Here is a 25,380-nt window from a genome sequence, read left to right on the forward strand (position 1 = left end):
CCGCTGACTGCCATGACGACACGCTACCGCCCGCCCGCTACTGCTGCCACGTCTCGGGCTTACCACCGAGCGCGCTGCACACGTCGAGCGCGATTTCGCGCAGCGTGCCTTCCGCGATCGCGCCAGACAGCGCGTAGCCCATGCCGTCGCTGATCCAGTAGAAGGTGCGGCGGTTGCCGTCGCGAAACAGGCGGAACGCGGTTTCGTCGCGTGTGACGCCGGTCACGTACAGCGTCAGGCGCGCGCCGGCCTGGTTCTCGTACATGAACTGCGCAGCCGGCCCAGCCTCGCCGGGCAACAGCCGGCCGCCCACCAGCGAATAGCCATACTCCTGCAGCGACGGCACCGACAGCGGACGATTCAGCCGCTTCGACAGCCAGGTGATCAGATGCGCCTCTTCGCTGGCGGCGACTTCGACCGGATGACGCCGCTCCGGCGAGTACACCGCGTACGCGACATCCGCGCGCTGCGCAAAACCGGCCGGCTGTCCGCCGAGGCCGCTCCACGCGCCGCCGGTCAGCCGCGGCGCGAGCGGACCGAGGGCCAGCGCGAGCCCGGCGCCGGCCGCGAGCCAGCAGGCGGCGAGACCCGCACGCTGCCACCACGGCCGCGTCCGACGCACGACGATAAAAGCCGGCTCCTCCGCCTCCGTGGGCTGGCCGCCTGCATAGCTTCGCTCGCCGGATTCAGCGGCTTGCTGCCGATCGTCGGCCCCCTGCCCTGCTTGCGCTTGCAGCGCATCGCTGTCCGGCACGCCGCATAGCGCCCGCAGCGCCGCCTTCTGCGCGCGCCACGCGGCCACGCGCGCGGTGGCCTGCGGGTGCTGGCGAAGCTGCATTTCGATCGCGGCTTGCTGCTCTTCCGGCAATTCGCCATCGACATAGGCCGACAGCGCGCGTAGATCGAGCTCGTCATGCAAGCCGGAATCGGAGTCGTCGTTGTTCATTATCGGTTTCTCACCACTTTCAGCGGCGCGACTGTTTGCGCCGCCCGCGGCGCACGGGGCTGCGGTCCGTGCATCGGCCCTGGGGGTTCCTCGCACAGCAACGTGCGCATATGCTCGCGCGCGCGCGACAGCCGCGACATCACCGTACCGATCGGCACCCCCAGCGCGCTCGATGCCTCCTGGTACGACAGCTCCTCGACGCACACCAGCAGCAGCACCTCACGCTGCTCGAGCGGCAGGCAGTACAGCGCGCGCTGCACGTCGCGCAGCACCAGACCGTCGACCTCGCCGTGCGGCGCCTCGAGATTGCGCCACGGCGCGCTTTCGTCGTCGACGGCGATCTCGCGGCGCCCGCGCAACTGGTCGATGTACAGATGCCGCAGGATCGTCAGCAGCCACGCGCGCAGGTTGCTGTTCGGCCGGAATGCCGACCAGCGCGCAAGCGCGCGCTCCGCCGTATCCTGCACGAGATCGTCGGCCCAGGCGCGGTCGCCCGTCAGTGCGCGCGCATAGCGGCGCAGCTGGGGCAACCACGCGATCACTTCCGCTTCGAATGTCACCCGGCGTGCCAGGCTCGGTCGCGGCGTTAGTAGCCGCCGCCGCTGCTGTTGCTGTTGTTGCTCGAACCCGACGCGGCGTTGTCGGTATCGGCCGCGTGCGCGAGGGAGCCGCACGCGAGCGCGAGCAGGACGAAGAGCGCTGACAGAATACGGGATACTTTCATGGTGAACCTCCTGGCAGATGCCCGGCACGCGATCGACCGATCGACCGACCGGCGCGGCGGGCGGCAGCCGCGGAATGCGGTACTGCCATACTGGACTTAACGCCGCGATCGCGTGGTTTATTCCACCGCCGTCGTGGCGCTGTTTCGCTGCGCTGTTTCTCCGGGCTTTTTCGCGGCGCTTCGACGCCGCCGGCGTGGTCGCGCAACATGCCCCTATGTTCTTCCTTTTCCGCCAACCATGCCGTCAATGCCTGGAGAGACCGGAAGAAGACGACATTGACCAGCAGATTCGTAACTCAACGTTACAGTCCCGCGTTATCGGATGCTTATGTGCTCACAAGTCGTTATAGTGGACAAAGTCCGCCCCGTCGACGCGTTCTGCCCCCGCATAGGGTAGAAAGGGTAAAATCGCGGCGAACCACCGTCTATCTAACCTGAATTGTCCATGGCTTCCGCAGAATCGCATCCGCAAAACGACTTCATGAACGCTGCGCGCAAGGAACGAAAGCGCGTCGAGATCTATCTGGTCAACGGCATCCGCCTGACCGGATGCATCGAGTCGTTCGATCAGTACCTGGTGATGCTGCGCACGCCGGTTGGCCTGCAAGGCATCTACAAGCGCGCGATCTCCACGATCCAGCTCGACACCGGCACGCGGCCGGCGCCACGCACGGGCCGAACGTCACATGGCGAACATGGCGCGCGCGGTCCGCATGGTTCGCGCGAACATCGCGAGCCGCGTGAAGGGCGTGAATCGTACGGCGCGCCGTCTGCGGAACGCGCGCCGAGCGAGCGTAGCGGCAACTCCGAAGGTCCCGTGGTCGTCACGCGGCGGCGGCGTCTGTTCGGCACCGGCGGCGAAAGCGGCAATCATGGCGGCAATCACGGCGGCGGTAGCCCCGGCGGCAATCAGGAATAAATACGAAGAAGCGGTAACGGCCGCGCCTCGCTACTCCGTGGACGGACCGAGGTGCCGCAGAATTTTCTTCAGTTGGGTCAGCTGACGCTCGGTCAGCTCGAATCTCCCCTCGACCGCCAGCACGCGGCGCCGCCAGTAGCCGGCGTCGAACAGGTGCAGCGCCGGTTACCGCGTCGCCCAATCCAGGTGTTCCAGTTCGGCTTCCGCGACGTGGGCTGCGAGCACTCGTCGCGTGCCCGCCGGCTTTTTCCCGTTCATCTGGTTCGCGGTGTGATGGATTGGTCGAGGTGTCGTCCGCGGCTCAAGCGCAGTTCGAGCGCGGTTCGAGCGCGGCCGGGACACCCCGAGAACGAATCGATGCCGGGCGGTTTTAAACGACGCGCCTGCGCCACCCGGCGGTCGTTCGCCGATAGCCGCGATGCGCTATGCTGAATGATTGACCCTCTACCGATGGAGCGCGCCATGACCAGCAAAAACCAGCATGCCTCCCGACCTGCGCGCACGCGCCGGACGCCGCCGACGTCCGCCGATACGCGGCTCGACGAAGCGCTGATGGAAAGCTTTCCAGCCAGCGATCCGATCGCCGTCGACGTGACGCAGCCGTCTCGCGAACGGATGCGCAAAACGCAAGCGGATACGCGCAAGCGGCATTGAAGTCGCGTCGTCTTGCGTCGTACGACGGCGGCGCACAACGACACGGCAACGAGCCGTCAGGGGCTCGCGAAAATGCCAAGTGCAAATGCCGAAAAGCCCGGCAGTAAAGTGCGATGCGCGGGTTGGCGGGGTGCGGAAAGCACCGATCAAACACAACAACGGTAACGCCCGCGGACAAGCCGGACGGCGCACCGATTTCCGCGCCGTCCCGCCACTCGACCCAGGCTCACACCGTCGTGCTCAATGCACCGGCAAGCCGCTATTGAGCTGACGTTGCAGGTCGCGCACCTGGCGCTGCGCGACGCGCAACTGATCCTGCGCGGCGGCCTTCTGCTGCGCCAGTTCGGTCGCCTCGGCGCGCTTCTGCTCCTGCTGGCTCGCGACGATGCTTTGCTGCTGACGCGCGACGTCGAGGTCGGCCTGCAGCCGGCTCGCGCGTTCCTGCGACAGCGCGACCATGCGCTGCGTGAACGCCTTCTGCGCTTCGAGTTGCGTACGGCGGATCTCGATGTCCGACAGTTGCATCGTCTGCCGCGCGAAATCCTTGTAGATTAGCTCGGCGCGCGCGGCGTCCTGCGACTTGATGACCCGCCAGAAGTTTTTCTGCTGGAACAGCGCGACGTAGTAGGTCATCTCCTTGCCGTAGAACAGCAGGCTCGCGCCATAGCTGCCGTTATACGTGGTGCGCAATTCGGTCAGATCAGGGCCGTGGATCATCTGCTGCAATTCAGCCACGTTCCCGGTGGCGGATTGCCGGTTTTCATCCGGCGTCAGTGCAGTGGTTTCCGCCTGGCCGGCCTGCGAGGTGTCGGGCAACGCACTCGTCGTACCCGGCAGGGACACGACCGTACCGCTCGCACCACTGTTCTGCAGAGCCTGTGCATTCGCGCCCTGAAGGGCCCCCAATACGATGCATGCGGCCAGAGCAATCTCTCGTAGCTTCGACTTTCGGTCCATGTGATACCTGTTGAACAGATTTTGTTTTAGTAGGAAACGGGGAATTATCACTCACTTTCGCGGGTTTCGGGCTCTTCGTCGAAAATTTGGTACCTGCGCGTTTGCTTCTATAGAACAGGCGCAAGCGTGGTCCCGCCTCACCGGCGCGGCAGCTATGAGCCGGGCAATGCGTCTGGCGATTCGGGCTGGGGCGCGACGGTCGAGGCCAACCGGCCGATCACGCTCGGTTTCACATATCCGCGCTCGTTCTCGCCGTATGTGTCGTTCGACGTAGCGCCCGTCTATCTGCATGCGGGCACGCCGTCGCAGTTGCGGTCTTCATCGATCGTGTTCGGCTTCGGCGTTTCGGATGCGCACTACTACAGCCTCGATGTATCCGTCGGAAAAACGCTCGGTGACGCGCCGCTGGAGAGCGCATCGCACAGTCCGTGCATCAACGCGAGGTTCCGCTACCAGCTGAATTGACACGCTTCAGAAGTGCGCGAGCGGATTAGAAGCTCCACTATCAAACGACGCATGCACTTTCGCGTATTCTGCGCTGACGATGCGAACGGCACACCGCTGGCATCGTTGCGCATCGCGAAGGCCGGTACCGCACATCCGACCACGATGCCCATAACGCGGCGCGACCATGATCGCGCTGTCTCATATCAAGGAGGAAGGCAATGACGCAATTCACTCGACGTGCCGGCGCGCTTGCGTTGCGCACCGCCCGTCACGCCGCGCTCGCCGGCGCCCTGCTCGCCAGCGCCGTGACCGCGATGGCGCAGACCGATACACCGATCGGCACGTGGCAAACCATCGACGATCACACGGGCCAGCCGAAGGCGCTCGTGCAGATCACACAAGACGGCAATGGCGAACTGAACGGCAAGGTTATCAAGGGTCTCGGCGCGAACGACCAGCCGGATCGCCGTTGCACCGAATGCACCGATGCGCGCAAGGATCAACCGGTCCTCGGCATGACCATCATCAACAGCATGAAGAAGGATGGCGACGCGTGGGATCACGGCCAGATTCTCGATCCTGAAAACGGCAAGGTCTACAAGTGCAAGATGCATCTCGAGGACGGCGGCAACAAGCTCGTGGTGCGTGGCTACATTGGGATCGCGCTGCTTGGCCGCTCGCAAACGTGGATACGGCAGCAATGAGGGTCGACGTGCGGCGCATGCGTGGCGCCTGGCACGTCGCCTGAATGTGTGCATGATGCTGCAACGATGCGCGCTCAGCACCAGGAGGTGCAACATAAAAAACGACCGGCGATCAAGAATCGCGCGGCCGTTTTCATTGGGGCAAGCTGTTTGCGATGGTCATGCTGCCTGCTTGAGCGGTGCAGCGTAAGCGAACGGCGACGCCGGCACCGACGTGGCCGGTACCGGATTGCATACGGCGGGCGGAACACGAAACGCCGCGGGCACGCCCTTGGACGTGGCGCGCTTGTGCTGCACGCTCGCGTGCGTGCGCATACGCGTTTGCATCAACCTGCAGAAATCTTCGCTCGCGGTGCCGAGCAGTTGCTCCATGACGTGCTTGAGCACGCCCGATTCGTACCACGACTTGAAGCGGCGATGACAGGTCTGATATGACGGGTAGCGGCGCGGCATTGCGGACCAGGTGGCGCCGCTATATATGACCCAAAGCACGCCGTTGAGCACCGAGCGGGTATTGGCAAGTGGACGGCCACGCATTTCGGTACGCGGCCGGAGTTCGGGCAACAGTGGCGCAACGCGCTGCCATTCTTCATCGGTGATTTCGCGATATGGGTTCATGCTTCCTCCTTTGTCAGAACAACGACAAAAGATAGCCAGTCATCCGTGCGCGGAATATCAGACCACTCCGATTCCTGAAAATGTGTCGTGCGCGGTGGCTCAGGTTAGGGACGTGTCGACGATCCGGCGCGGCGTGTCGAGATACTCCTTCGACTGCATCTCGACGATGCGCGACACCGTACGCGTGAATTCATTGACCATCGGACCGTCGACGTACAACTGCTCCGGCGGCACCGCAGCCGACATCAACAGCTTGACCTTGTGGTCGTAGAACACGTCGATGAGCCACGTGAAGCGGCGCGCTTCCGACGCCATGCGCACCGACATCTGCGGCACGTCCGACAGGATCACCGCGTGAAAGCGGGTCGCGAGTTCGAGGTAGTCGTTCTGCGAGCGCGGGCCCCCGCACAGCGTCGCGAAGTCGAACCAGACCACGCCGTCCGCGCGGCGCAGCGCCTTCAGCTCGCGCTTCTCGATATGCAGCAGCGGGCTTTCGTCGGGCACCGCGGCGAGGCGCGCGAAAGCGTCGCGCAGCGCCTTGCCGGCAGCGGCGTCCAGTGGCGTGTGATAGACCTCCACCTGCGCGAGCGTGCGCTGGCGATAATCGATCCCCGCGTCGACGTTGATCACGTCGAGCTTCTGCTTGATCAGCTCGATCGCGGGCAGCATGCGGTCGCGATGCAGGCCGTCCGGGTACAGCGTGTCGGGCGCGTAGTTTGACGTCATCACGAACTGCACGCCGTTCTCGAACAGCTTGTCGAGCAGGCGGTACAGGATCATCGCGTCGGCGATATCCGACACGTGGAATTCGTCGAAACAGATCAGCCGATAGCGCTTCGCAATGCGGCGCGCGAGTTCGTCGAGCGGATCGGCCCGGCCTTTGAGTTCTTCGAGTTCACGATGCACTTCGCGCATGAACTCGTGGAAGTGCAGACGGGTTTTGCGATGCAACGGCACGATCATGTAGAAGCTGTCCATCAGGAAGCTCTTGCCGCGGCCCACGCCGCCCCACATGTACACGCCGCGCGGCAGATCCGGGTGAATGATCAGCTTCCTGAACGCGTTCGAGCGGCGCGACTTGTATTCGGCCCACTCTTCATAGCACCGCTGCAGGCGGTCGACCGCCGAGCGCTGCGCCGGATCGGATTGATAACCGCGCGTCTGCAGTTCTTTTTCGTAGTATTCGGTGACGTTCATCGTGTTGCTGCAAAAAGAAAGGCGGGAGGGATTGAACCCCGCCCGCCTTTGGTGATGCCAAGGTTGCGTTTCGGTCAGGCGTGCGTGCTTACATGTTCAGCGCGCGCTTGTCGACGGCGAGTGCCGCTTCGCGCATGACTTCCGACAGCGACGGGTGCGGATGGCAAATACGGCCGATGTCTTCCGACGCCGCCTTGAACTCCATCGCCACCACGGCTTCCGCGATCAGGTCCGATGCGTTCGCCGAGATGATGTGCACGCCGAGCAGTTCGTCGGTCTTCGCGTCGGCGATCATCTTGACGAAACCGTCCGCCTTGTTGATGCCGAGCGCGCGGCCGTTAGCCATGAACGGAAACTGGCCGGTCTTGATCTCGCGGCCTTCCGCCTTCAGTTGCTGCTCCGTCTTGCCGACCCATGCGATTTCCGGTTCGGTGTAGATCACCCACGGAATGCAGTTGTAGTCGATGTGCGGCTTCTGACCGTCGATCACTTCGGCAACCAGCACGCCTTCGTCCTCAGCCTTGTGCGCGAGCATCGGGCCACGCACCACGTCACCGATCGCGTACACGTTCGGCACGGCCGTCGCGCAGTGGTCGTCCACGTCGATGAAGCCGCGCTCGTTGGCCTTCAGGCCGATCGCTTCGAGGCCGAGGTTGTCGGTGTTCGGCACGCGGCCGACCGACACGACCAGGCGGTCGGCTTCGAGCGTCTGCGCGTTGCCGTCCTTGTCCGTGTAGGCGATCGTCACGCCGTTCTCGCTCGTCTTCACTTCGCCGACCTTCACGCCGACGTGGATGTCGAGACCTTGCTTCTTGAACTGCTTGGCCGCTTCCTTTGACAACGCCTGGTCAGCCGCGCCGAGGAATTCCGGCAGCGCTTCGAGTACGGTCACGTCCGCGCCGAGGCGGCGCCACACCGAGCCGAGTTCCAGACCGATCACGCCCGCGCCGATCACGGCGAGCTTCTTCGGTGCCGTGTCGAAGCTCAATGCGCCTTCGTTGTCGGCGATCAGCTTGTTGTCGACCGGAATGCCCGGCAGATGACGCGCCTTCGAACCCGTTGCGATGATCACGTTCTTCGCCGTGACGACTTCGCTGCTTGCACCACCCTCGCCTTCGCCGCTGACCTCGATCTGCACGCCGGCGTCCGTCTTGCCGGTGAACTTACCATGGCCCTTGAGCCACGTGATCTTGTTCTTGCGGAACAGGAATTCGATGCCCTTGGTCATCTTATCGACGATGCCGTCCTTGCGGCCCATCATCTTCGAGATATCGACTGAGACGTTTTCCACCGAGATGCCGTGGTCGGCAAGGTGATGCGACGCGTTCTCGAACTCTTCCGACGAAGCAAGCAGCGCCTTCGACGGAATGCAGCCGACGTTCAGGCAGGTGCCGCCGAGCTTCAGCGTGCCGGCCGGGTTTTTCCACTTTTCGATACATGCGACGGTCTTGCCGAGCTGCGCTGCGCGGATGGCGGCGATATAACCGCCGGGGCCTGCGCCGATCACGACGACGTCAAATTCTTTGGACATGACAATCCCTTTGATGGCGGAACGGCGCCGGGCCACTCGAGGTGGCGCGCGCCGTTCCTGTACTGCGGAATGCTAAAGACGTGCTACGAATGACGCCGGCCCGCGCAAACCGCCGGCCGGCGTCGGTGGAACGTGCGCTTACAGGTCGAGCAGCAGGCGAGCCGGATCTTCCAGCGCATCCTTCATCGCGACCAGCGACAGCACTGCTTCGCGGCCGTCGATGATACGGTGGTCGTACGACAGCGCGAGGTAGTTCATCGGGCGGATCACGATCTGGCCGTTTTCGACCACTGCGCGTTCCTTGGTGGCATGCACGCCGAGAATCGCGGACTGCGGCGGGTTGATGATCGGGGTCGACAGCATCGAGCCGAACACACCACCGTTCGAGATCGAGAATGTACCGCCGGTCATTTCTTCGATCGACAGCTTGCCGTCCTTCGCCTTCTGACCGAATTCGGCGATCTTCTTCTCGATGTCGGCGAGGCTCAGCTGATCTGCATTGCGCAGGATCGGCACCACCAGACCACGCGGCGAGCCGACAGCGATGCCGATGTCGAAGTAGCCGTGGTAGACGATGTCGTTACCGTCGATCGACGCGTTCACGAGCGGGAACTTCTTCAGCGCGTGAACAGCCGCCTTCACGAAGAACGACATGAAGCCGAGCTTCACGCCGTGTTCCTTCTCGAACTTGTCCTTGTACTTGTTGCGCAGATCCATGACCGGCGCCATGTTCACTTCGTTGAACGTCGTAAGGATGGCGTTGGTTTGCTGCGATTCGAGCAGACGCTCGGCGATACGCGCACGCAGACGCGACATCGGCACGCGCTGTTCCGGACGGTCCTTCAGCCACTGGTCGGCCGACGCCGGTGCCTTGACGTCCGGCAGCGACGGCTTCGCAGCCTTCGGTGCGGCAGCCGGAGCCGGTGCGGCCTTGGCAGCAGCCGGAGCAGCCTGCCCAGCGGTGAGCACGTCGCCCTTCGTGATGCGGCCGTCGCGGCCCGTGCCGGCGAGGTCGCCAGCAGCCAGACCCTTCTCGGCCATCAGCTTTCCGGCAGCCGGCGAAGCAGCGGTGTTCGCGCCCGTTGCGGCAGCCGCCTGAGCCGCCGGTGCGGGAGCCGCGGCAGCGACCGGAGCCGGCTTCACTTCGGCTTCGACAGCGGCGGCGCCTGCGGTGCCTTCCGTGTCGATCTTCGCGATCACCTGCTCAGCCGTGACCGTGTCGCCGTCGTTCGAAATGACTTGCGCGAGCACGCCTGCTGCCGGTGCCGGCACTTCGAGCACGACCTTGTCGGTCTCGATTTCGATGAGGATTTCGTCCTGAGCGACAGCCTCGCCGGGCTTCTTCTTCCACTGCAGCATGGTTGCCTCCGAGACCGACTCGGAGAGCTGGGGAACCTTGACTTCAACAATAGCCATTATGAGTATCCTGAATACGTATCGGGTGACGGCGCTTCTTCACGACCGCCTGCGAACCGTGAACGCCGCGCCTGAACCTCATGGGACCGTCCGGCGCGGCGCGGGAAAGCGCACTGCGCTTTCCCGGCTCGTCTGTTTCTTTATTTAGCGATCGACGCGCTCTTGAGACGGCCGAAAGCGCCTTCGATCAGCGCCTTCTGCTGCTCGTAGTGCTTCGCGTAGTAGCCGACTGCCGGCGAGGCCGAAGCCGGACGGCCGCTGTACGCCAGCTTCTGCCCTTCCTTCATGCCTTCCTTCAGATGGTGCTCGATGTAGAACCAGGGGCCCTGATTCTGCGGCTCGTCCTGCACCCACACCACTTCGGTTGCGTTGTCGTACTTCTTCATTTCCGCTTCGAACTGCTTGTGCGCGAACGGATACAGCTGTTCGATACGGATGATCGCGACGTCGTTCACCTTCGCTTCACGGCGATGCGCGACCAGGTCGTAGTACACGCGGCCCGAGCAGGCCAGCACGCGCTTGACCTTCTTCGCGTCGATGGTTTCGTCCACTTCGCCGATGACCGGCTGGAACGAACCCTTCGCGAGTTCCGACAGATCCGACACGGCTTCCTTGTGACGCAGCAACGACTTCGGCGTCGCGACGATCAGCGGCTTGCGGAACAGGCGGATCATCTGGCGACGCAGCAGGTGGAAGACCTGCGCCGGCGTGGTCGGCTGAACGACCTGCATGTTGTGGTCTGCGCACAGTTGCAGGAAACGCTCGATACGCGCCGACGAGTGCTCCGGACCCTGGCCTTCGTAGCCGTGCGGCAGCAGCATGGTCAGGCCCGACACGCGGCCCCACTTCACTTCGCCCGACGAGATGAACTGGTCGATCACGACCTGCGCGCCGTTCACGAAGTCGCCGAACTGCGCTTCCCACGCGACGAACGTGTTCGGTTCAGCGGTCGAGTAACCGTATTCGAAGCCGAGCACCGCTTCTTCCGACAGCACCGAGTCGATCACCGTGAACTTCGCCTGACCTTCGGCGATGTTCTGCAGCGGCACATAGGTGCCGTCGTTCCAGCGCTCGCGGTTCTGGTCGTGCAGCACCGCATGACGGTGCGTGAACGTGCCGCGGCCCGAATCCTGACCCGTCAGACGAACTGCGTAGCCCGAAGCGACCAGCGATGCGAACGCGAGGTGCTCGCCCATGCCCCAGTCGAGCTTCGCTTCGCCGCGGCCCATGGCGCGACGGTCGTTGATCACGCGCTCGACGAGCGGGTGAACCTTGAAGTTTTCCGGAATCGTGGTGATGCGTTCGGCGAGGCGCTTCAGTTCCGCGAGCGGCACGGCCGTGTCGGCCGCGTCGGTCCACTTGCGGTTCAGGAACGGCACCCAGTCCACCGCGTACTTGCTCTTGTAGTTCGAGAGCACCGGGTCGACCGTGTGGTGGCCTTCGTCCATCGCCTTGCGATAGGCCTTGACGAATTCCTCGCCATCCTCGGCCTTGATGATGCCCTGCTGCACGAGCTTTTCAGCGTACAGCGCGCGCGTGCCGGGGTGCTTCGAAATCGTCTTGTACATCAGCGGCTGCGTGACCGCCGGGGTGTCCTGCTCGTTGTGGCCCAGCTTGCGGAAGCAGACGATGTCGACGACGACGTCCTTGTGGAACTGCATGCGGAAGTCGATCGCCATCTGGGTGGCCAGCACGACCGCTTCGGGATCGTCACCGTTCACGTGCAGCACCGGCGCTTCGATCATCTTGACGACATCCGAGCAGTACAACGTGGAGCGCGAGTCGCGCGGGTCCGACGTCGTGAAGCCGATCTGGTTGTTGATGACGATGTGCAGCGTGCCGTGCGTGCCGTAACCGCGCGTTTGCGCGAGGTTCAGCGTTTCCATCACGACACCCTGGCCGGCGAAAGCCGCGTCGCCGTGGATCTGCACCGGCAGCACCTGAACGCCGTTTTCGTCGCCGCGACGGTCCATACGCGCCTTCGCCGAGCCCTCGACCACCGGGTTGACGATTTCGAGGTGCGACGGGTTGAACGCGAGCGACAGGTGAACCGGGCCGCCTTCCGTCGCGACGTCCGACGAGAAGCCCTTGTGGTACTTCACGTCGCCAGCCGGCAGATCGTCGACGTGCTTGCCTTCGAATTCGGCGAACAAGTCTGCGGGCATCTTGCCGAGCGTATTGACCAGCACGTTCAAACGGCCACGGTGAGCCATCGCGATGACGATTTCCTGAACGCCGCGCAGACCGCCGTGACGCACGACTTCGTCCATCGCCGCGATGAAGCTCTCGCCGCCTTCGAGCGAGAAGCGCTTCTGGCCGACGTACTTGGTGTGCAGGAAACGCTCGAGGCCTTCGGCGGCCGTCAGGCGATTCAGGATGTGCTTCTTCTTGTCGTTGTTGAAGCTCGGCGTCGAACGGATCGATTCGAGGCGTTCCTTCCACCAGCGCTTCTGCTCCGGATCGCTGATGTACATGTACTCGGCGCCGATCGTGCCGCAGTACGTGTCGCGCAGGGCTTTGACGATCTCGCGCAGCGTCGCGCGCTCGAACCCGAAGTACAGATTCGTTGCGCTGAACTCCTGGTCCATGTCGGCTTCGGTGAAGTCGTAGAACGCGGGTTCAAGTTCGGGGATCGCGGGACGTTCGCGGCGCTTCAGGGGATCGAGATTGGCCCATTGCGAGCCGAGGAAGCGATATGCGCCGATGAGGGACTGGACGTAAACCTGTTTGCGGGCGGTTGCGAGATCTTCGCCGCCGGCCGTTGCGCGCGGCAGGAAGGCATTGGCCTTGGCGCGCTGGGCAAACGATTCGACGATCGGGCCATGGGCCACGTCGTTGGCGTTGCTGCCGTCCGATGCGGGCACGTTCTGCAACGCATCGAAATAGCTGCGCCAGGTCTCGGGCACTGACGCCGGATTATCGAGATACGCTTCGTACATTTCTTCAACGTACGGAGCATTGCCGCCGAACAGATAAGAGTTCGACTGGAATTGCTTCATCATTTTTACGCTCACCTTTCTTCGAGTTTCTCGAGAAATAGCGGGTTACCGAACCTTCCGCGACACGGCCTGACCGTTTAGCGGATTGCGCGAATCAAGTCTTGCTTGGAAGGACCTAAAACTTTGCACCCGGGAGCATAGCACAGAACGAATAGCCCAGATAGCGAACGGCACAGGCGCAAAGCCTGTGACGGCGGGCGTTTCGCGGGCGACGGGGTGCCTTTTCACTGCGCGCAACAGTGTTCTGTGAGAAATGAAGGCGAACGGCGCGATGGGTGTCTACATGTGTGCCGCCCCGGAAAGTGGCAGGCATGATGCAGCGCCAAACGTTTTGATGCGCCAAAAACAAGGAAGCCACCCGAAGGTGGCTTCCGCTTCCTGCTATCCAGACGGATATTCGAGTCCGGCTTATTCGCCGGCAACCTTGTTGCGGCTCGCGCTGCGGCGCTCGTGTTCCTTCAGGTAGCGCTTGCGCAGACGGATCGACTTCGGCGTGACTTCGACAAGCTCATCGTCGTCGATGAACTCGACCGCGTATTCGAGCGACAGCTGAACCGGCGGCACGAGACGCACGGCTTCGTCGGTGCCAGACGCGCGCACGTTGGTAAGCTGCTTGCCCTTGATCGGGTTCACGACGAGATCGTTGTCGCGGCTGTGGATGCCTATGATCATGCCTTCATACAGCGCTTCTCCCGGCGACACGAACATGCGGCCGCGGTCCTGCAGCTTCCACAGTGCGTACGCGACTGCCGCGCCGTCGTCCTGCGAGATCAGCACGCCGTTACGACGTTCGCCGACCGCGCCTTCCTTGACCGGCTGGTAAGAATCGAACGTGTGGCTCATCAGACCCGTACCGCGCGTGAGTGTGAGGAATTCCGACTGGAAGCCGATCAGACCACGCGCCGAAATACGGTACTCGAGACGCGTGCGGCCACGGCCGTCCGATGCCATGTCGAGCATTTCGCCCTTGCGGCGGCCAAGTTCTTCCATCACGCCGCCTTGGTGGGTGTCTTCCATGTCGACGGTCAGATTTTCGTACGGCTCGTGCTTCTCGCCGTCGATTTCCTGCATCACGACGCGCGGACGCGACACGGCCAGCTCGTAGCCTTCGCGGCGCATGTTTTCGACCAGAATGGTCAGGTGCAGCTCACCGCGGCCGGCCACTTCGAACGTCGTTTCGTCGCCGGTATCGCGCACGCGCAGCGCGACGTTGTGATTAAGTTCCTTCATCAGGCGGTCGCGAATCTGGCGGCTCGTGACGAACTTGCCTTCACGGCCCGCGAGCGGCGAGGAGTTGACGAGGAAGTTCATCGTCAGCGTGGGTTCGTCGACGGTGATCATCGGCAGCGCTTCCGGCTGTTCCGGCGAGCAGATCGTCACACCGATGCCCACTTCCTCGATACCGTTGATCAGCACGATGTCGCCCGCCTCAGCCGAGTCGACCTGCACGCGATCAAGACCCTTGAACGACAGCACCTGGTTAATCTTGCGATTGAGGATTTCGCCGTCCGGCCCCAAGCGCACCGCGACAGCCATGCCCGGCTTGATGCGGCCGCGCGTGATACGGCCAATGCCGATACGACCAACGTACGACGAGTAGTCGAGCGACGTGATTTGCAGTTGCAGCGGACCTTCCGGGTCGGCCGGGCGCACCGGCACGTGCTGCAGGATTGCCTCGAACAAAGGACGCATGTCGCCGTCGCGTACATCAGGCGTGAGACCCGCGTAGCCGTTCAGGCCCGATGCGTAGACGATCGGAAAGTCGAGCTGCTCTTCGCTGGCGCCGAGCTTGTCGAACAGGTCGAAGGTCTGGTTGATCACCCAGTCGATCCGCGCGCCCGGACGGTCGACCTTGTTGACCACGACGATCGGCTTCAAACCCAGTGCGAGCGCCTTCTTCGTGACGAAGCGGGTTTGCGGCATCGGGCCTTCCACCGCGTCAACGAGCAGCAGCACCGAGTCGACCATCGACAGCACGCGCTCCACTTCGCCGCCGAAGTCGGCGTGCCCCGGCGTATCGACGATATTGATGTGCGTGCCCTCGTACTCCACCGCGCAGTTCTTCGACAGGATCGTGATACCGCGCTCTTTTTCGATGTCGTTCGAGTCCATCACGCGCTCGGCGATCTGCTGGTTCTCGCGGAACGTGGCGGTCTGACGGAGGAGCTGGTCGACAAGCGTGGTCTTGCCGTGGTCGACGTGAGCAATGATGGCGATGTTGCGTAGGGCGCGGGTCATAGGAAACCTGAAGACGGTTGAGTGCGCCGCTTGCTTATGCTGCTGGTTGAGGAGCCTAACCACGACAACAAGCCCAAAGCGCACTTTTGGGAACCCAAAATTATAGCACGCACGGATGATCCTTTCTGGTATTCCCCGATAGACCGTCCGCTCTCCGCGAGTTGCGCGAATCGCGCCTTGCCCCGCCCTACGTCATTCCGTGCGGTTTGTTGCTTTAGCGCGAAATAATCCTTGCCTAAGCTGTATTAACGCTTGTCGCGTCAATCAACAGCCAGCTATACTAATGCCTAGTCAACCATTGCATTCGCACGAGAATCATGACGGAGCCGTCCAACGAACCCACGCCGAATCTCAGCGAGTACCAGCTCGGCGAAAGCGTCGGCTATCTCATTTCACGGGTGAAATCGACGCTATTAAACCTGGTCACGCAGCGCAGCATGGCCGAACTCGGCATCACCAGCCAGCAAGGCAGCATCCTGTTCATGGTGGCGAGCGGCAAATGCCTGCTCGCGGCTGAGTTGGCGCGTGAATACGGTATCGACGCAAGCGCCGTCACGCGCCTGATCGACCGGCTCGAAAAGCGCGGCCTCCTCACGCGGGTGCGCAGCAACGAAGACCGGCGCGTCGTGCGCCTCGCGTTGACGCCGGAAGGCCATGCGATCGCGGCTCGCATGCCGGCCATTTTCAATGGCGTGCTCGATAACCTGCTGAACGGGTTCACCCCGGAAGAAGTGGGCTTCCTGAAGAGCATGCTGCGTCGCGTGCTCGTCAATTCCGGCGAACACACGGGACTTTCCCGCGACGCCGCAAGCCATTCCGATAGCAAATCGTAATAGCTTGCTTGCTGCGTCCATCAATACATTCCACTCAAAGAAGAGTCGAGCGATGAAATCCCTTTCCCTGTCCGCGCCCGCGCTGTCGAGCCGGGCCGCTGTCGCCGCCGCGGTGACGGCGCTCGCCCTCACGGGGTGCGCGAACTACTTCGGCGTCAAAAGCGACAAGCAGATCGCGTCGCCGACGCAGTACGAGTCGACGCAGAGTCTGCCCAACGAGGGCGGCCAGTGGCCATCGTTCGACTGGGCCAACCAGTTCGGCGACCCGCAACTGCCGAAGCTGATCGCGGAAGCGCTCGAGGGCAGCCCGTCGATCGCCCAGGCGCAAGCGCGGCTCGCAAAGGCTTCGTCGTATATCGAAAGTTCGCGCGCAGCGCTGTTCCCGAAGGTCAGCGCGAGCTATTCGTGGACCCGCGAGCTGTACTCGGCAAACGCCCTTTACCCGCCTCCGTTCGGCGGCACCTGGTATAGCGAGAACAACGTGCTCGCGAGCGCGTCGTGGGATCTCGACCTGTGGGGCAAGAACCGTCAGCGGCTAGGCCAGGCCGTGTCGCAGCAGAAAGCCGCCGAGGCCGATATGCAGCAGGCGCGCGTGACGCTCGCCGCGTCGGTCGCGAGCACCTACAACCAGCTCGCGCAGCTGTATGCGTTCCGCGACATCGCCGCGCGTGAAATCGCGAACCGCCAGGACGTCGGCCGTATCACGAATGACCGCGTGACGGCCGGCCTCGACACCAACGTCGAGAAGCAGACCGCCGCCGGCAACGTCGCGACGAGCCAGTCGAACCTGACCGACCTCGACGGCCAGATCACCGTCGTGCGCTACCAGTTGGGCGCGCTGCTCGGCAAAGGCCCGGACCGTGGCCTGCAGATCGACAAGCCGGTGCTCACCGGCGGCGACGTGGTCGCTCTGCCGGGCAATATCCCGGCCGACCTCGTGGCGCGTCGCGCCGACATCGTCGCCGCGCGCTGGCAGGTCGAAGCCGCGATGCATGACGTGAAAGAAGCGAAAGCCGAGTTCTACCCGGACGTGAATCTCGCGGCCGGCTTCGGCTTCGACGCGTTCGGCTGGGGCCGTTTCCTGACCGCGTCGAGCCGTCAGATCCAGTTCGGCCCGGCGATCCATCTGCCGATCTTCGACGCCGGCGCGTTGCGCGCGCAGTTGAAGGGCCGCTACGCCGACTTCGAGGGCGACGTCGCGAACTACAACCAGACGCTGATCAACGCGCTGCAGGACGTATCGACGCAGGTGTCGTCGATCCGCTCGATCGACCGCCAGGAGGGCGACGCCCAGCGCGCGCTCGACGCGTCGAGCAAGGCGTACCAGCTCGCCGTAATCCGCTACAAGGCCGGCCTGTCGCCGCAGCTGCAGGTGCTCACCGCCGATGAAAACCGCCTTGCCGCCGAGCAGACGGTCACGGGTCTGCAAATGCGCCGCCGCAGTCTGCAGATCGGTCTGATCAAGGCACTGGGCGGCGGATTCGACGCAACCCAGACCGGTCTCGTCGTGCCGACCGATGCTCCCGCATCGGCCAACGCTGCGAACCACGCCACGAGCACCGCCGCGAACTGAGCGAGCCCGCCCGCGCCGACGCACAGGCATAGACACGAACACCCGAATAAACGACGACGTTCAAAAGAACCCGGAGCACATCAATGAGCACCCCCCAGCAGCCCGCCACTCCACCGCAAGCGGCGAACAACGGCAAACGCAAGCGCATGATGACGCTGCTCGTCATCGTGATTCTGATTGCCGCGATCGCGTACGGCCTGTACTACTTCCTCGTCGCGCGCTTCCATGAAGACACCGACGACGCCTACGTGAGCGGCAACGTCGTGCAGATCACCCCGCAGGTCACGGGCACCGTGATCGCGGTCAACGCGGACGACACCCAGGTCGTCAAGGCCGGCGACCCGCTCGTCGTGCTCGACCCGGCCGACTCGCGCGTCGCGCTCGAACAGGCCGAGGCCAATCTTGCGCAGGTGGTGCGCCAGGTGCGCGGTCTGTTCGCCGACGACAGCCAGTACGAAGCGCGGGTCGCGGCGAGCCAGGCCGATCTGTCGCGCGCCCAGGACGACCTGAAGCGCCGTATGACGGTCGCGCAGACCGGCGCGGTATCGCAGGAAGAAATTTCGCACGCACGCGACTCCGTGAAGAGCGGGCAAGCCGCGCTCGACGCCGCCAAACAGCAACTCGCGGCAAACCGCGCGCTGACCGCGAACACCACGATCGCCGATCACCCGAACGTGCAGGCCGCCGCCGCGAAGCTGCGCGACGCATACCTGAACCACGCTCGCAATACTCTGCCAGCGCCGGTCACAGGCTATGTCGCAAAACGCTCGGTGCAGCTCGGCCAGCGCGTATCGCCGGGCTCGCCGCTGATGGCGATCGTGCCGCTGCATGACGTGTGGGTCGAAGCGAACTTCAAGGAAGTGCAACTGAAGCACATGCGCATCGGCCAGCCGGTCGAACTGACGGCCGACGTCTACGGCTCGTCGGTGCCGTATCACGGCAAGGTGGTCGGCTTCTCGGCCGGCACGGGTTCGGCGTTCTCGCTGCTGCCCGCGCAGAACGCGACCGGCAACTGGATCAAGGTCGTGCAGCGTCTGCCGGTGCGTATTTCGCTCGATCCGCAGGAACTGGAGAAGCATCCGCTGCGTATCGGTCTGTCGATGCAAGCTGACGTGAACATCAAGGACGACACCGGCGGCCAGCTCGGTCAGGCGCCGTCCACGGCTTACCAGACCAACGTCTTCGACAAGTACGGCGCGGAAGCCGATGCGGAAATCGCCCGCATCATCTCGGAAAATGCCGGCGCGAACGCGAACGGCGGCGCGCAGAAGTCGACCGCGGCGAGCGCCGCGGCCGCCGCGAAACCTGTGGCCCATAAGAGCTGAAGGTCCGCCCGATGATTCATAGAAGGCTCTTTTAATGGCTCAGGCTCAGGCGCAAGTCCCTCACCCGCCGCTCGAGGGCGCGCAACTGGTGATCGGCACCATCGCGGTGTCGCTCGCCGTGTTCATGAACGTGCTCGACACGTCGATCGCGAATGTGTCGATCCCCTCCATTTCCGGCGACCTCGGCGTATCGTCCGACCAGGGCACGTGGGTGATTACGTCGTTCGCAGTGGCCAACGCGATCTCGGTGCCGCTGACCGGCTGGCTCACCGACCGCATCGGCCAGGTGCGGCTGTTCATGGCGTCGATCGTGCTGTTCGTGCTGTCGTCATGGATGTGCGGGCTGTCACCGAACCTGCCGTTCCTGCTTGCGTCGCGCGTGCTGCAAGGCGCGGTGGCCGGCCCGATGATCCCGCTGTCGCAGACGCTGCTGCTCGCGAGCTATCCGCGCGCGAAGGCGCCGATGGCGCTATCGATGTGGGCGATGACCACGCTGATCGCACCGGTTGCCGGTCCGATTCTCGGCGGCTGGATTTCCGACAACATCTCGTGGCCGTGGATCTTCTACGTCAACATTCCCGTCGGCGCGGTCGCGGCCGCCGCGACATGGATGATCTTCCGTAACCGCGATTCGGTCATCAGGAAGGCGCCAATCGACGGAGTCGGCCTCGGTCTTCTGATCGTCTGGGTCGGCTCGCTTCAGGTGATGCTCGACAAGGGCAAGGACCTCGACTGGTTCTCGTCGACGACGATCGTCGCGCTCGCGCTCGTCGCGGTGATCGCGCTCGCGTTCTTCATCGTATGGGAGTTGACGGCCGAGCATCCGGTGGTTGATCTGTCGCTGTTCAGCCGGCGCAATTTCACCGGCGGCACGATCGCGCTGTCGATCGGCTATGGGCTTTACTTCGGCAATCTCGTGCTGTTGCCGCTGTGGCTGCAGACGGATATCGGCTACACGGCGACCGAAGCCGGACTCGTGATGGCACCCGTCGGTGTGTTCGCGGTCCTGTTGTCGCCGCTGACCGGCAAGGTGCTGCCGCGTACCGATCCGCGCTATATCGCGACGCTGTCGTTCCTGATTTTCGCGCTGTGTTTCTGGATGCGCTCGCGTTATACGACGGGCGTCGATACGTACTCGCTGATGCTACCCACGCTGATTCAAGGTATCGGTATGGCCGGCTTCTTTATTCCGCTCGTGTCGATCACGCTGTCGGGCTTGCCGGGCCATCGGATTCCAGCGGCCTCGGGGTTGTCGAACTTCGTGCGGATCATGTGCGGCGGTATCGGCACGTCGATCTTCCAGACCGCCTGGGATCACCGCACGATCATGCATCACGCGCAACTGACCGAGCAGGCGAATGCTTACAACCCGGCGTTCGGTCAATCGATTCGTCAGATGGGCGCGGCGGGCCTGGATCAGCAGCAGACCTATGGTCTCTTCAATACCATGGTCACGCAGCAGGCCGCGCAGCTCGGCGTAAACGATCTGTTCTTCATTTCGGCCGGTATTTTTGTCTCGCTGATCGCGCTCATCTGGATCACGCGGCCGGAACGGGCAGGCGGCGATGCGGGAGCGGCGGCAGCCGCGGCGCATTGAGGGGGTGTTTGTGGTGTTGCTTTAGTTCGACATCGCTCCACCGGAGGGCATGATCAAAACGGGATCGCCTCGATGGCGATCCCGTCTTTTTATTGTCCGCGCCGGGCTGGCAAAACGGCGACCTCTAGCTCTCCGTCGTCACGATCAGACGGTCGGGTGCGAGCACGCCTTCGCCCGGCTTCGCGACCCCGAGCAGCCGCCCCTGCGCCGAGTACACCCTTACGCGCGGGGCAGTCACCGCGTCGGCGGCGATCGTCAACGACGACAGCTTCAGGCGCTGGCCGTGAAGGAAGCGGCGCGTGTCATCGTCGTTCAGACAGACCTGCGGGAACGTCGACAGCAGCGTGTCGACCGGTTGCAGCCATGCGTCGCGTTCGAGTGCAGTCGCGTCGGACAACGCGTCGAGCGTGACTGAATGCTCCAGCGTCAGCGCGCCTACGCCCGTGCGCCGCAGCGCGACCAGATGCGCGCCGCAGCCGAGCGCCTCGCCGATATCCTCGGCAAGCGTGCGCACATAGGTGCCCTTGCTGCACGTCACGCTAAACGTCACATCCGGCAACGCGCACGCAATCAGCTCGAGCGAGCGAATCGTCACCTGCCGCCCTTCCCGTTCGACCGTCTGGCCAGCGCGCGCGTACTCGTACAGCGGCTTGCCATCGCGCTTGAGCGCCGAGTACATCGGCGGAATCTGAACGATCTCGCCTATGAATTTCGGCAAGGCCGCCCGCACCGCCGCTTCGTCGCAGTCGACGTCGCGGATGTCGAACGCCTCGCCTTCGGCGTCGCCGGTGGTCGTGCGGATACCGAGGCGCATCGTCGCCTCGTAGGTCTTGTCGGCTTCGAGCAAGTCTTGCGAAAACTTGGTGGCCTCGCCGAAACACAGCGGCAGCAGGCCGGTTGCCAGCGGATCGAGCGTGCCGGTGTGGCCCGCCTTTTTCGCCAGGTAAAGACGTTTCGCGCGAACCAGCGCGTCGTTGCTCGACAGGCCGAGCGGCTTGTCGAGCAGCAGCACGCCGTCGAGCGCGCGACGCGGCACGCGGGGGCGTTGAGGTGCGGTCATGTCGAGGGAGGCAGAACGTTCGGGAAATACGAAAAACGGCGCCGCGCGCTACGTGGAACGCCACGGCATGGCAGACGCTCAGTCGTCTTTCGCGCGCGTGGAATTTGCCTCGTCGATCAGACGCGACATCTCCACGGCGCGCTCGATCGTCTTGTCGTAGTGGAAATGCAGCGTCGGCACCGTGTGGATATGCAGGCGCTTGAACAGCAGATTGCGCAGATGGCCGGCAGCGTGCGTCAGCGCTTCGAGCGTTTGCTGCGGGTCGCCCGTCAGCGTCGTGAAGTAGACCTTCGCGTGCGCGTAGTCGGGCGTCAGCTCGACGCTCTGAAACGTGACGATGCCGATGCGCGGATCCTTGACCTCGCGCAGCAGCTCAGCCAGGTCGCGCTGGATCTGATCGGCGATCTGCACGTTGCGATTGGGAGTAGTACGTTTCTTAGGCATGGTGTTGTGTGCTCCGCTAAGACGGATGCAAAAAATTGGTTCGCGCGAGCCGTGTTCGATATTCGTTCGATACGACGGCGTCGCGGTCGCCGCGGCGGGTGAGAGTCCATTTGCGACGAACGCGGCAACCAAGCCAGCAACAAACTCGACACTGCTGGCTCAAAAACAACGGGCGGAGCGGGCGTCAAGCCCGTTCCGCCCGCTGTGACGTGCCGCGTGAATTACAGCGTACGCGCGACTTCGGTGACCTCGAAGACTTCGAACTGATCGCCTTCGACGATATCGTTGAAGTTCTTGATCGACATACCGCACTCGAAGCCCTGACGGACTTCCTTCACATCGTCCTTGAACCGCTTGAGCGAATCGAGCTCGCCCGTGAAGATGACGACGTTGTTGCGCAGCACGCGCACCGACGACGAGCGCTTGACGAAACCGTCCGTGACCATACAGCCGGCCACCGTGCCGACCTTCGGCACCTTGAATACCTGGCGTACTTCGACCGTGCCCGTCACGACTTCGCGCTTCTCCGGCGCCAGCATGCCCGACATTGCCGCCTTCACCTCATCCACGGCGTCGTAGATGATGTTGTAGTAGCGGATGTCGACGCCATTAGCTTCCGCGAGCTTGCGAGCCTGCGCATCCGCGCGGGTGTTGAAGCCGATGATGACCGCCTTCGACGCCGTCGCGAGATTGACGTCCGACTCGCTGATGCCGCCGACCGCTCCGTGCACGATCTGCACGCGTACTTCGTCGGTGGAGAGCTTCTGCAGCGACTGCACCAGCGCTTCCTGCGAACCCTGCACGTCGGCCTTGACGATGAGCGGCAGGTACTGCACTTCGCCCTCGCCCATCTGCTCGAGCATGTTCTCGAGCTTCGCGGCCTGCTGCTTTGCGAGCTTGACGTCGCGGAACTTGCCCTGACGGAACAGCGCAACTTCACGCGCCTTGCGCTCGTCCGGCATCACGATCACTTCTTCGCCAGCCTGCGGCACTTCCGACAGACCCTGGATTTCGACCGGGATCGACGGCCCCGCGGACTTGGTCGGCTTGCCGGTTTCGTCGAGCATGGCACGCACGCGACCGTACGCGCTGCCTGCCAGCACGACGTCGCCGCGGTTCAGCGTACCTGACTGGACGAGGATCGTTGCGACCGGACCCTTACCCTTGTCGAGCTTCGCTTCGATGACGAGACCCTTGGCCGGCGATTCGACCGGTGCCTTCAGCTCCAGCACCTCGGCCTGCAGCAGCACGTTTTCGAGCAGATCGTCGATGCCCGTGCCGGTCTTCGCCGACACCGGCACGAACGGCGAGTCGCCGCCGTACTCTTCCGGCACGACGCCTTCCGTGACGAGCTCTTGCTTCACGCGATCCGGATTCGCTTCCGGCCTGTCGATCTTGTTGATCGCGACGACGAGCGGCACGCCGCCAGCCTTCGCGTGGGAGATCGCTTCCTTCGTCTGCGGCATCACGCCGTCGTCGGCGGCCACCACCAGGATCACGATGTCGGTCGCCTTTGCACCGCGGGCACGCATTGCCGTAAAGGCTTCGTGACCCGGCGTGTCGAGGAACGTGATCACGCCGCGCGGCGTTTCGACGTGGTAGGCGCCGATGTGCTGCGTAATACCGCCCGCTTCGCCTGCCGCAACCTTCGCGCGGCGGATGTAGTCGAGCAGCGAGGTCTTGCCGTGGTCGACGTGGCCCATCACCGTGACGACCGGCGGACGTGGCAGCGCTTCCGCGTCGCTCGCTTCGCCTTCGACCAGCATGGCTTCCGGATCGTCCAGCTTCGCCGCGAGCGCATGGTGGCCCAGTTCCTCGACGATGATCATCGCCGTTTCCTGGTCCAGCATCTGGTTGATCGTGACCATCTGTCCGAGCTTCATCATCACCTTGATGACTTCCGAAGCCTTCACGGCCATCTTGTGCGCGAGATCCGCGACCGTGATGGTTTCCGGCACATGCACTTCACGCACGATCGGTTCGGTCGGCGCCTGGAACGTGGTGGCCTGCTCCTGATGCTTGCCACGCCCCTTCGGACCGCCGCGCCAGCCACGATCGACGCCGCCGCTCGAATCGCCGCGCGTCTTGATGCCGCGGCGCTTCGCTGCGTCGTCCTGCCAGCCGCTCTTTCCGCCGCCCGGCTTCTTCTTGTCGCCCGCCGACGGTGCGCTCGCGGGCGCCGGAGTCGCGGCGGCTGACGGCTTCCTGGCTGCCGGGCGCGCTGGTGCTTCACCAGCCGGACGCGCCGGCTTGTGCAGCGTGCCCTTGGCTTCGGCCGCCTTGGCCGGCTCGGCGGGCTTCGGTGCCGGTTCCGGCGCCTTCACCTGCGCCTTGCGCGGCGTGTTCATCATTTCGCGAATCGCGCGCGCTTCGGCTTCGGCCGCCGCGCGGCGCTTGGCGATTTCCTCCTGTTCGGCGCGCGCCTTCTCGGCGGCCACGCGCGCGGCGTCTTCCGCTTTCTTCGCGGCTTCGCGTTGCGCGGCGCGTTCCGCTGCCGCGCGTTCGTCGTCCTGCTCGCTTGCCTTCTCGGCAACCGGTGCAGCGGCTTTCGCCGCCGCCTGCTGGGCCTTCTCGCGAGCCGCCGCCTCGACCGCAGCCGCTGCGCGCTTCTTCGCATCTTCTTCCGCGCGCTGACGCTCGGCTTCCGCGGACTGCTCGCGCGCCTGACGCTCGGCTTCTTCGCGCTCGAGCTGTTCCTGGCGCGCCTTCAGCTCCTGCGCCTGCTTTTCGAGCAGCTCGGCTTCGTGACGTGCTTCTTCCTCGCGACGCTGCAGTTCGAGATCTTCGGCGTCCGCGTTCTCGGCCACATGATTCGATGCATCCCCGCCTTCCGCGACGGTCTCGTCGCGGCGGACGAACGTGCGCTTCTTGCGCACCTCGACCTGAATGGTGCGAGCTTTGCCCGTCGCATCGGACTGCTTGATCTCCGACGTATGCCGTTTCGTCAGCGTGATCTTGCGCTTGTCTGCATCAGTCGAGCCGTGAGACTTGCGCAAGTGGTCGAGCAGACGCGCCTTGTCCGTTTCGGACAAGGAGTCGGCTTCGCTCGCTTTTGTGACGCCAGCTGCCTGCAGCTGCTCAAGCAGCACGCCTGCAGGCATTTTCAGTTCCGCGGCAAATTGGGCTACGTTGTTACTCGCCATTCATTCCTCTTAATGCAAGGACCGATTCCTTGCGGTTAGCATCGGGTCATGCGGC

The 25,380-nt window shown here is 63.8% G+C and carries 20 protein-coding genes and 2 pseudogenes; 8 read left to right on the top strand and 14 right to left on the bottom strand.

What is annotated here, in order from left to right; translation table 11 throughout:
* Nucleotides 1–37: 37 nt before the first annotated feature.
* The 3 genes from OKW45_RS24510 to OKW45_RS24520 are packed head-to-tail and all read right to left on the bottom strand — an operon-like array spanning nucleotide 38 to nucleotide 1,670.
* The gene (locus OKW45_RS24510; RefSeq protein ID WP_429471657.1) at nucleotides 38–946 is read right to left on the bottom strand and encodes an anti-sigma factor family protein; all 909 of its coding nucleotides are present in this window, start codon (nucleotides 944–946) and stop codon (nucleotides 38–40) included.
* On the bottom strand, nucleotides 946–1,506 hold the full coding sequence (locus tag OKW45_RS24515) for a sigma-70 family RNA polymerase sigma factor (protein WP_018418340.1): 561 nt from the start codon (nucleotides 1,504–1,506) through the stop codon (nucleotides 946–948). The genes OKW45_RS24510 and OKW45_RS24515 overlap by 1 nt, the downstream gene beginning before the upstream one ends.
* Before the next feature lie 26 nt (nucleotides 1,507–1,532).
* A complete protein-coding gene (locus OKW45_RS24520) occupies nucleotides 1,533–1,670 on the bottom strand; it encodes a hypothetical protein (protein ID WP_018418341.1) in 138 nt (45 codons plus the stop codon).
* Nucleotides 1,671–2,115: 445 nt separating this feature from the next.
* Here OKW45_RS24520 and hfq point away from each other — a divergent pair, with 445 nt between their 5' ends.
* Nucleotides 2,116–2,589, top strand: coding sequence for an RNA chaperone Hfq (hfq, locus tag OKW45_RS24525; RefSeq protein WP_184008757.1), 474 nt, complete (start codon nucleotides 2,116–2,118; stop codon nucleotides 2,587–2,589).
* A 30-nt stretch (nucleotides 2,590–2,619) separates the two neighbouring features.
* Here the strand turns inward: hfq and OKW45_RS24530 are convergent.
* Nucleotides 2,620–2,847, bottom strand: a pseudogene (locus tag OKW45_RS24530) (hypothetical protein).
* 204 nt (nucleotides 2,848–3,051) lie between these two features.
* On the opposite strand from OKW45_RS24530, the gene OKW45_RS24535 reads away from it, so the two are divergent.
* Nucleotides 3,052–3,243: a hypothetical protein gene (locus OKW45_RS24535; RefSeq protein ID WP_429471660.1), complete on the top strand. Its 192-nt coding sequence runs from the start codon at nucleotides 3,052–3,054 to the stop codon at nucleotides 3,241–3,243.
* Between the two features lie 240 nt (nucleotides 3,244–3,483).
* Here the strand turns inward: OKW45_RS24535 and OKW45_RS24540 are convergent, their stop codons facing one another.
* Nucleotides 3,484–4,200, bottom strand: a complete 717-nt coding sequence (locus OKW45_RS24540; protein WP_429471661.1) for a DUF2968 domain-containing protein — start codon at nucleotides 4,198–4,200, stop codon at nucleotides 3,484–3,486.
* 153 nt (nucleotides 4,201–4,353) lie between these two features.
* Between OKW45_RS24540 and OKW45_RS24545 the strand changes: the two are divergent.
* A pseudogene (locus OKW45_RS24545) lies at nucleotides 4,354–4,665 on the top strand (ShlB/FhaC/HecB family hemolysin secretion/activation protein); the annotation flags it as partial.
* 200 nt (nucleotides 4,666–4,865) lie between these two features.
* A complete protein-coding gene (locus OKW45_RS24550) occupies nucleotides 4,866–5,351 on the top strand; it encodes a DUF2147 domain-containing protein (protein ID WP_429471663.1) in 486 nt (161 codons plus the stop codon).
* A 159-nt stretch (nucleotides 5,352–5,510) separates the two neighbouring features.
* On the opposite strand, the gene OKW45_RS24555 is transcribed toward OKW45_RS24550, so the two are convergent.
* The 6 genes from OKW45_RS24555 to typA all read right to left on the bottom strand — a co-directional run bounded on the left by OKW45_RS24555 (nucleotide 5,511) and on the right by typA (nucleotide 15,350).
* Entirely contained in the window at nucleotides 5,511–5,969 is a 459-nt protein-coding gene (locus OKW45_RS24555; protein ID WP_429471665.1) for a transposase, read from the bottom strand.
* A gap of 99 nt (nucleotides 5,970–6,068) precedes the next feature.
* On the bottom strand, nucleotides 6,069–7,166 hold the full coding sequence (gene zapE / locus OKW45_RS24560; RefSeq protein WP_429471667.1) for a cell division protein ZapE: 1,098 nt from the start codon (nucleotides 7,164–7,166) through the stop codon (nucleotides 6,069–6,071).
* Between the two features lie 88 nt (nucleotides 7,167–7,254).
* A complete protein-coding gene (gene lpdA, locus OKW45_RS24565; RefSeq protein WP_429471669.1) occupies nucleotides 7,255–8,697 on the bottom strand; it encodes a dihydrolipoyl dehydrogenase in 1,443 nt (480 codons plus the stop codon).
* A 138-nt stretch (nucleotides 8,698–8,835) separates the two neighbouring features.
* The gene (gene odhB / locus OKW45_RS24570) at nucleotides 8,836–10,113 is read right to left on the bottom strand and encodes a 2-oxoglutarate dehydrogenase complex dihydrolipoyllysine-residue succinyltransferase (RefSeq protein ID WP_429471671.1); all 1,278 of its coding nucleotides are present in this window, start codon (nucleotides 10,111–10,113) and stop codon (nucleotides 8,836–8,838) included.
* 140 nt (nucleotides 10,114–10,253) lie between these two features.
* Nucleotides 10,254–13,115, bottom strand: a complete 2,862-nt coding sequence (locus tag OKW45_RS24575) for a 2-oxoglutarate dehydrogenase E1 component (RefSeq protein WP_018418352.1) — start codon at nucleotides 13,113–13,115, stop codon at nucleotides 10,254–10,256.
* 405 nt (nucleotides 13,116–13,520) lie between these two features.
* Nucleotides 13,521–15,350, bottom strand: coding sequence for a translational GTPase TypA (gene typA, locus OKW45_RS24580; protein WP_026225447.1), 1,830 nt, complete (start codon nucleotides 15,348–15,350; stop codon nucleotides 13,521–13,523).
* A 317-nt stretch (nucleotides 15,351–15,667) separates the two neighbouring features.
* Between typA and OKW45_RS24585 the strand changes: the two genes are divergently transcribed.
* The 4 genes from OKW45_RS24585 (at nucleotide 15,668) to OKW45_RS24600 (ending at nucleotide 20,678) form a co-directional block, all read left to right on the top strand.
* A complete protein-coding gene (locus OKW45_RS24585) occupies nucleotides 15,668–16,183 on the top strand; it encodes a MarR family winged helix-turn-helix transcriptional regulator (protein ID WP_018418354.1) in 516 nt (171 codons plus the stop codon).
* 52 nt (nucleotides 16,184–16,235) lie between these two features.
* Nucleotides 16,236–17,756: an efflux transporter outer membrane subunit gene (locus OKW45_RS24590; RefSeq protein WP_429471673.1), complete on the top strand. Its 1,521-nt coding sequence runs from the start codon at nucleotides 16,236–16,238 to the stop codon at nucleotides 17,754–17,756.
* 83 nt (nucleotides 17,757–17,839) lie between these two features.
* Nucleotides 17,840–19,081, top strand: coding sequence for an EmrA/EmrK family multidrug efflux transporter periplasmic adaptor subunit (locus OKW45_RS24595; RefSeq protein ID WP_429471675.1), 1,242 nt, complete (start codon nucleotides 17,840–17,842; stop codon nucleotides 19,079–19,081).
* A gap of 34 nt (nucleotides 19,082–19,115) precedes the next feature.
* The gene (locus OKW45_RS24600; RefSeq protein WP_429471677.1) at nucleotides 19,116–20,678 is read left to right on the top strand and encodes a DHA2 family efflux MFS transporter permease subunit; all 1,563 of its coding nucleotides are present in this window, start codon (nucleotides 19,116–19,118) and stop codon (nucleotides 20,676–20,678) included.
* A gap of 124 nt (nucleotides 20,679–20,802) precedes the next feature.
* On the opposite strand, the gene truB is transcribed toward OKW45_RS24600, so the two are convergent.
* From truB to infB, 3 genes are all read right to left on the bottom strand, one after another.
* Entirely contained in the window at nucleotides 20,803–21,738 is a 936-nt protein-coding gene (gene truB, locus OKW45_RS24605) for a tRNA pseudouridine(55) synthase TruB (protein WP_429471679.1), read from the bottom strand.
* 78 nt (nucleotides 21,739–21,816) lie between these two features.
* Nucleotides 21,817–22,182, bottom strand: a complete 366-nt coding sequence (gene rbfA / locus OKW45_RS24610; RefSeq protein ID WP_008922231.1) for a 30S ribosome-binding factor RbfA — start codon at nucleotides 22,180–22,182, stop codon at nucleotides 21,817–21,819.
* Nucleotides 22,183–22,403: 221 nt separating this feature from the next.
* Nucleotides 22,404–25,325: a translation initiation factor IF-2 gene (gene infB / locus OKW45_RS24615; RefSeq protein WP_429471681.1), complete on the bottom strand. Its 2,922-nt coding sequence runs from the start codon at nucleotides 25,323–25,325 to the stop codon at nucleotides 22,404–22,406.
* Between the last annotated feature and the right edge of the window lie 55 nt (nucleotides 25,326–25,380).

The organism is Paraburkholderia lebeckiae (assembly GCF_050436225.1).
GTDB classification, from domain to species: Bacteria; Pseudomonadota; Gammaproteobacteria; order Burkholderiales; family Burkholderiaceae; genus Paraburkholderia; species Paraburkholderia tuberum.

What these genes read in the sequence shown, in the direction of transcription:
- OKW45_RS24510 (WP_429471657.1), bottom strand. Translation starts at nt 946, where the DNA reads ATGAACAACGACGACTCCGATTCCGGCTTGCATGACGAGCTCGATCTA.
- OKW45_RS24520 (WP_018418341.1), bottom strand. Translation starts at nt 1,670, where the DNA reads ATGAAAGTATCCCGTATTCTGTCAGCGCTCTTCGTCCTGCTCGCGCTC.
- hfq (WP_184008757.1), top strand. Translation starts at nt 2,116, where the DNA reads ATGGCTTCCGCAGAATCGCATCCGCAAAACGACTTCATGAACGCTGCG.
- OKW45_RS24535 (WP_429471660.1), top strand. Translation starts at nt 3,052, where the DNA reads ATGACCAGCAAAAACCAGCATGCCTCCCGACCTGCGCGCACGCGCCGG.
- OKW45_RS24540 (WP_429471661.1), bottom strand. Translation starts at nt 4,200, where the DNA reads ATGGACCGAAAGTCGAAGCTACGAGAGATTGCTCTGGCCGCATGCATC.
- OKW45_RS24550 (WP_429471663.1), top strand. Translation starts at nt 4,866, where the DNA reads ATGACGCAATTCACTCGACGTGCCGGCGCGCTTGCGTTGCGCACCGCC.
- OKW45_RS24555 (WP_429471665.1), bottom strand. Translation starts at nt 5,969, where the DNA reads ATGAACCCATATCGCGAAATCACCGATGAAGAATGGCAGCGCGTTGCG.
- zapE (WP_429471667.1), bottom strand. Translation starts at nt 7,166, where the DNA reads ATGAACGTCACCGAATACTACGAAAAAGAACTGCAGACGCGCGGTTAT.
- lpdA (WP_429471669.1), bottom strand. Translation starts at nt 8,697, where the DNA reads ATGTCCAAAGAATTTGACGTCGTCGTGATCGGCGCAGGCCCCGGCGGT.
- odhB (WP_429471671.1), bottom strand. Translation starts at nt 10,113, where the DNA reads ATGGCTATTGTTGAAGTCAAGGTTCCCCAGCTCTCCGAGTCGGTCTCG.
- OKW45_RS24575 (WP_018418352.1), bottom strand. Translation starts at nt 13,115, where the DNA reads ATGATGAAGCAATTCCAGTCGAACTCTTATCTGTTCGGCGGCAATGCT.
- typA (WP_026225447.1), bottom strand. Translation starts at nt 15,350, where the DNA reads ATGACCCGCGCCCTACGCAACATCGCCATCATTGCTCACGTCGACCAC.
- OKW45_RS24585 (WP_018418354.1), top strand. Translation starts at nt 15,668, where the DNA reads ATGACGGAGCCGTCCAACGAACCCACGCCGAATCTCAGCGAGTACCAG.
- OKW45_RS24590 (WP_429471673.1), top strand. Translation starts at nt 16,236, where the DNA reads ATGAAATCCCTTTCCCTGTCCGCGCCCGCGCTGTCGAGCCGGGCCGCT.
- OKW45_RS24595 (WP_429471675.1), top strand. Translation starts at nt 17,840, where the DNA reads ATGAGCACCCCCCAGCAGCCCGCCACTCCACCGCAAGCGGCGAACAAC.
- OKW45_RS24600 (WP_429471677.1), top strand. Translation starts at nt 19,116, where the DNA reads ATGGCTCAGGCTCAGGCGCAAGTCCCTCACCCGCCGCTCGAGGGCGCG.
- truB (WP_429471679.1), bottom strand. Translation starts at nt 21,738, where the DNA reads ATGACCGCACCTCAACGCCCCCGCGTGCCGCGTCGCGCGCTCGACGGC.
- rbfA (WP_008922231.1), bottom strand. Translation starts at nt 22,182, where the DNA reads ATGCCTAAGAAACGTACTACTCCCAATCGCAACGTGCAGATCGCCGAT.
- infB (WP_429471681.1), bottom strand. Translation starts at nt 25,325, where the DNA reads ATGGCGAGTAACAACGTAGCCCAATTTGCCGCGGAACTGAAAATGCCT.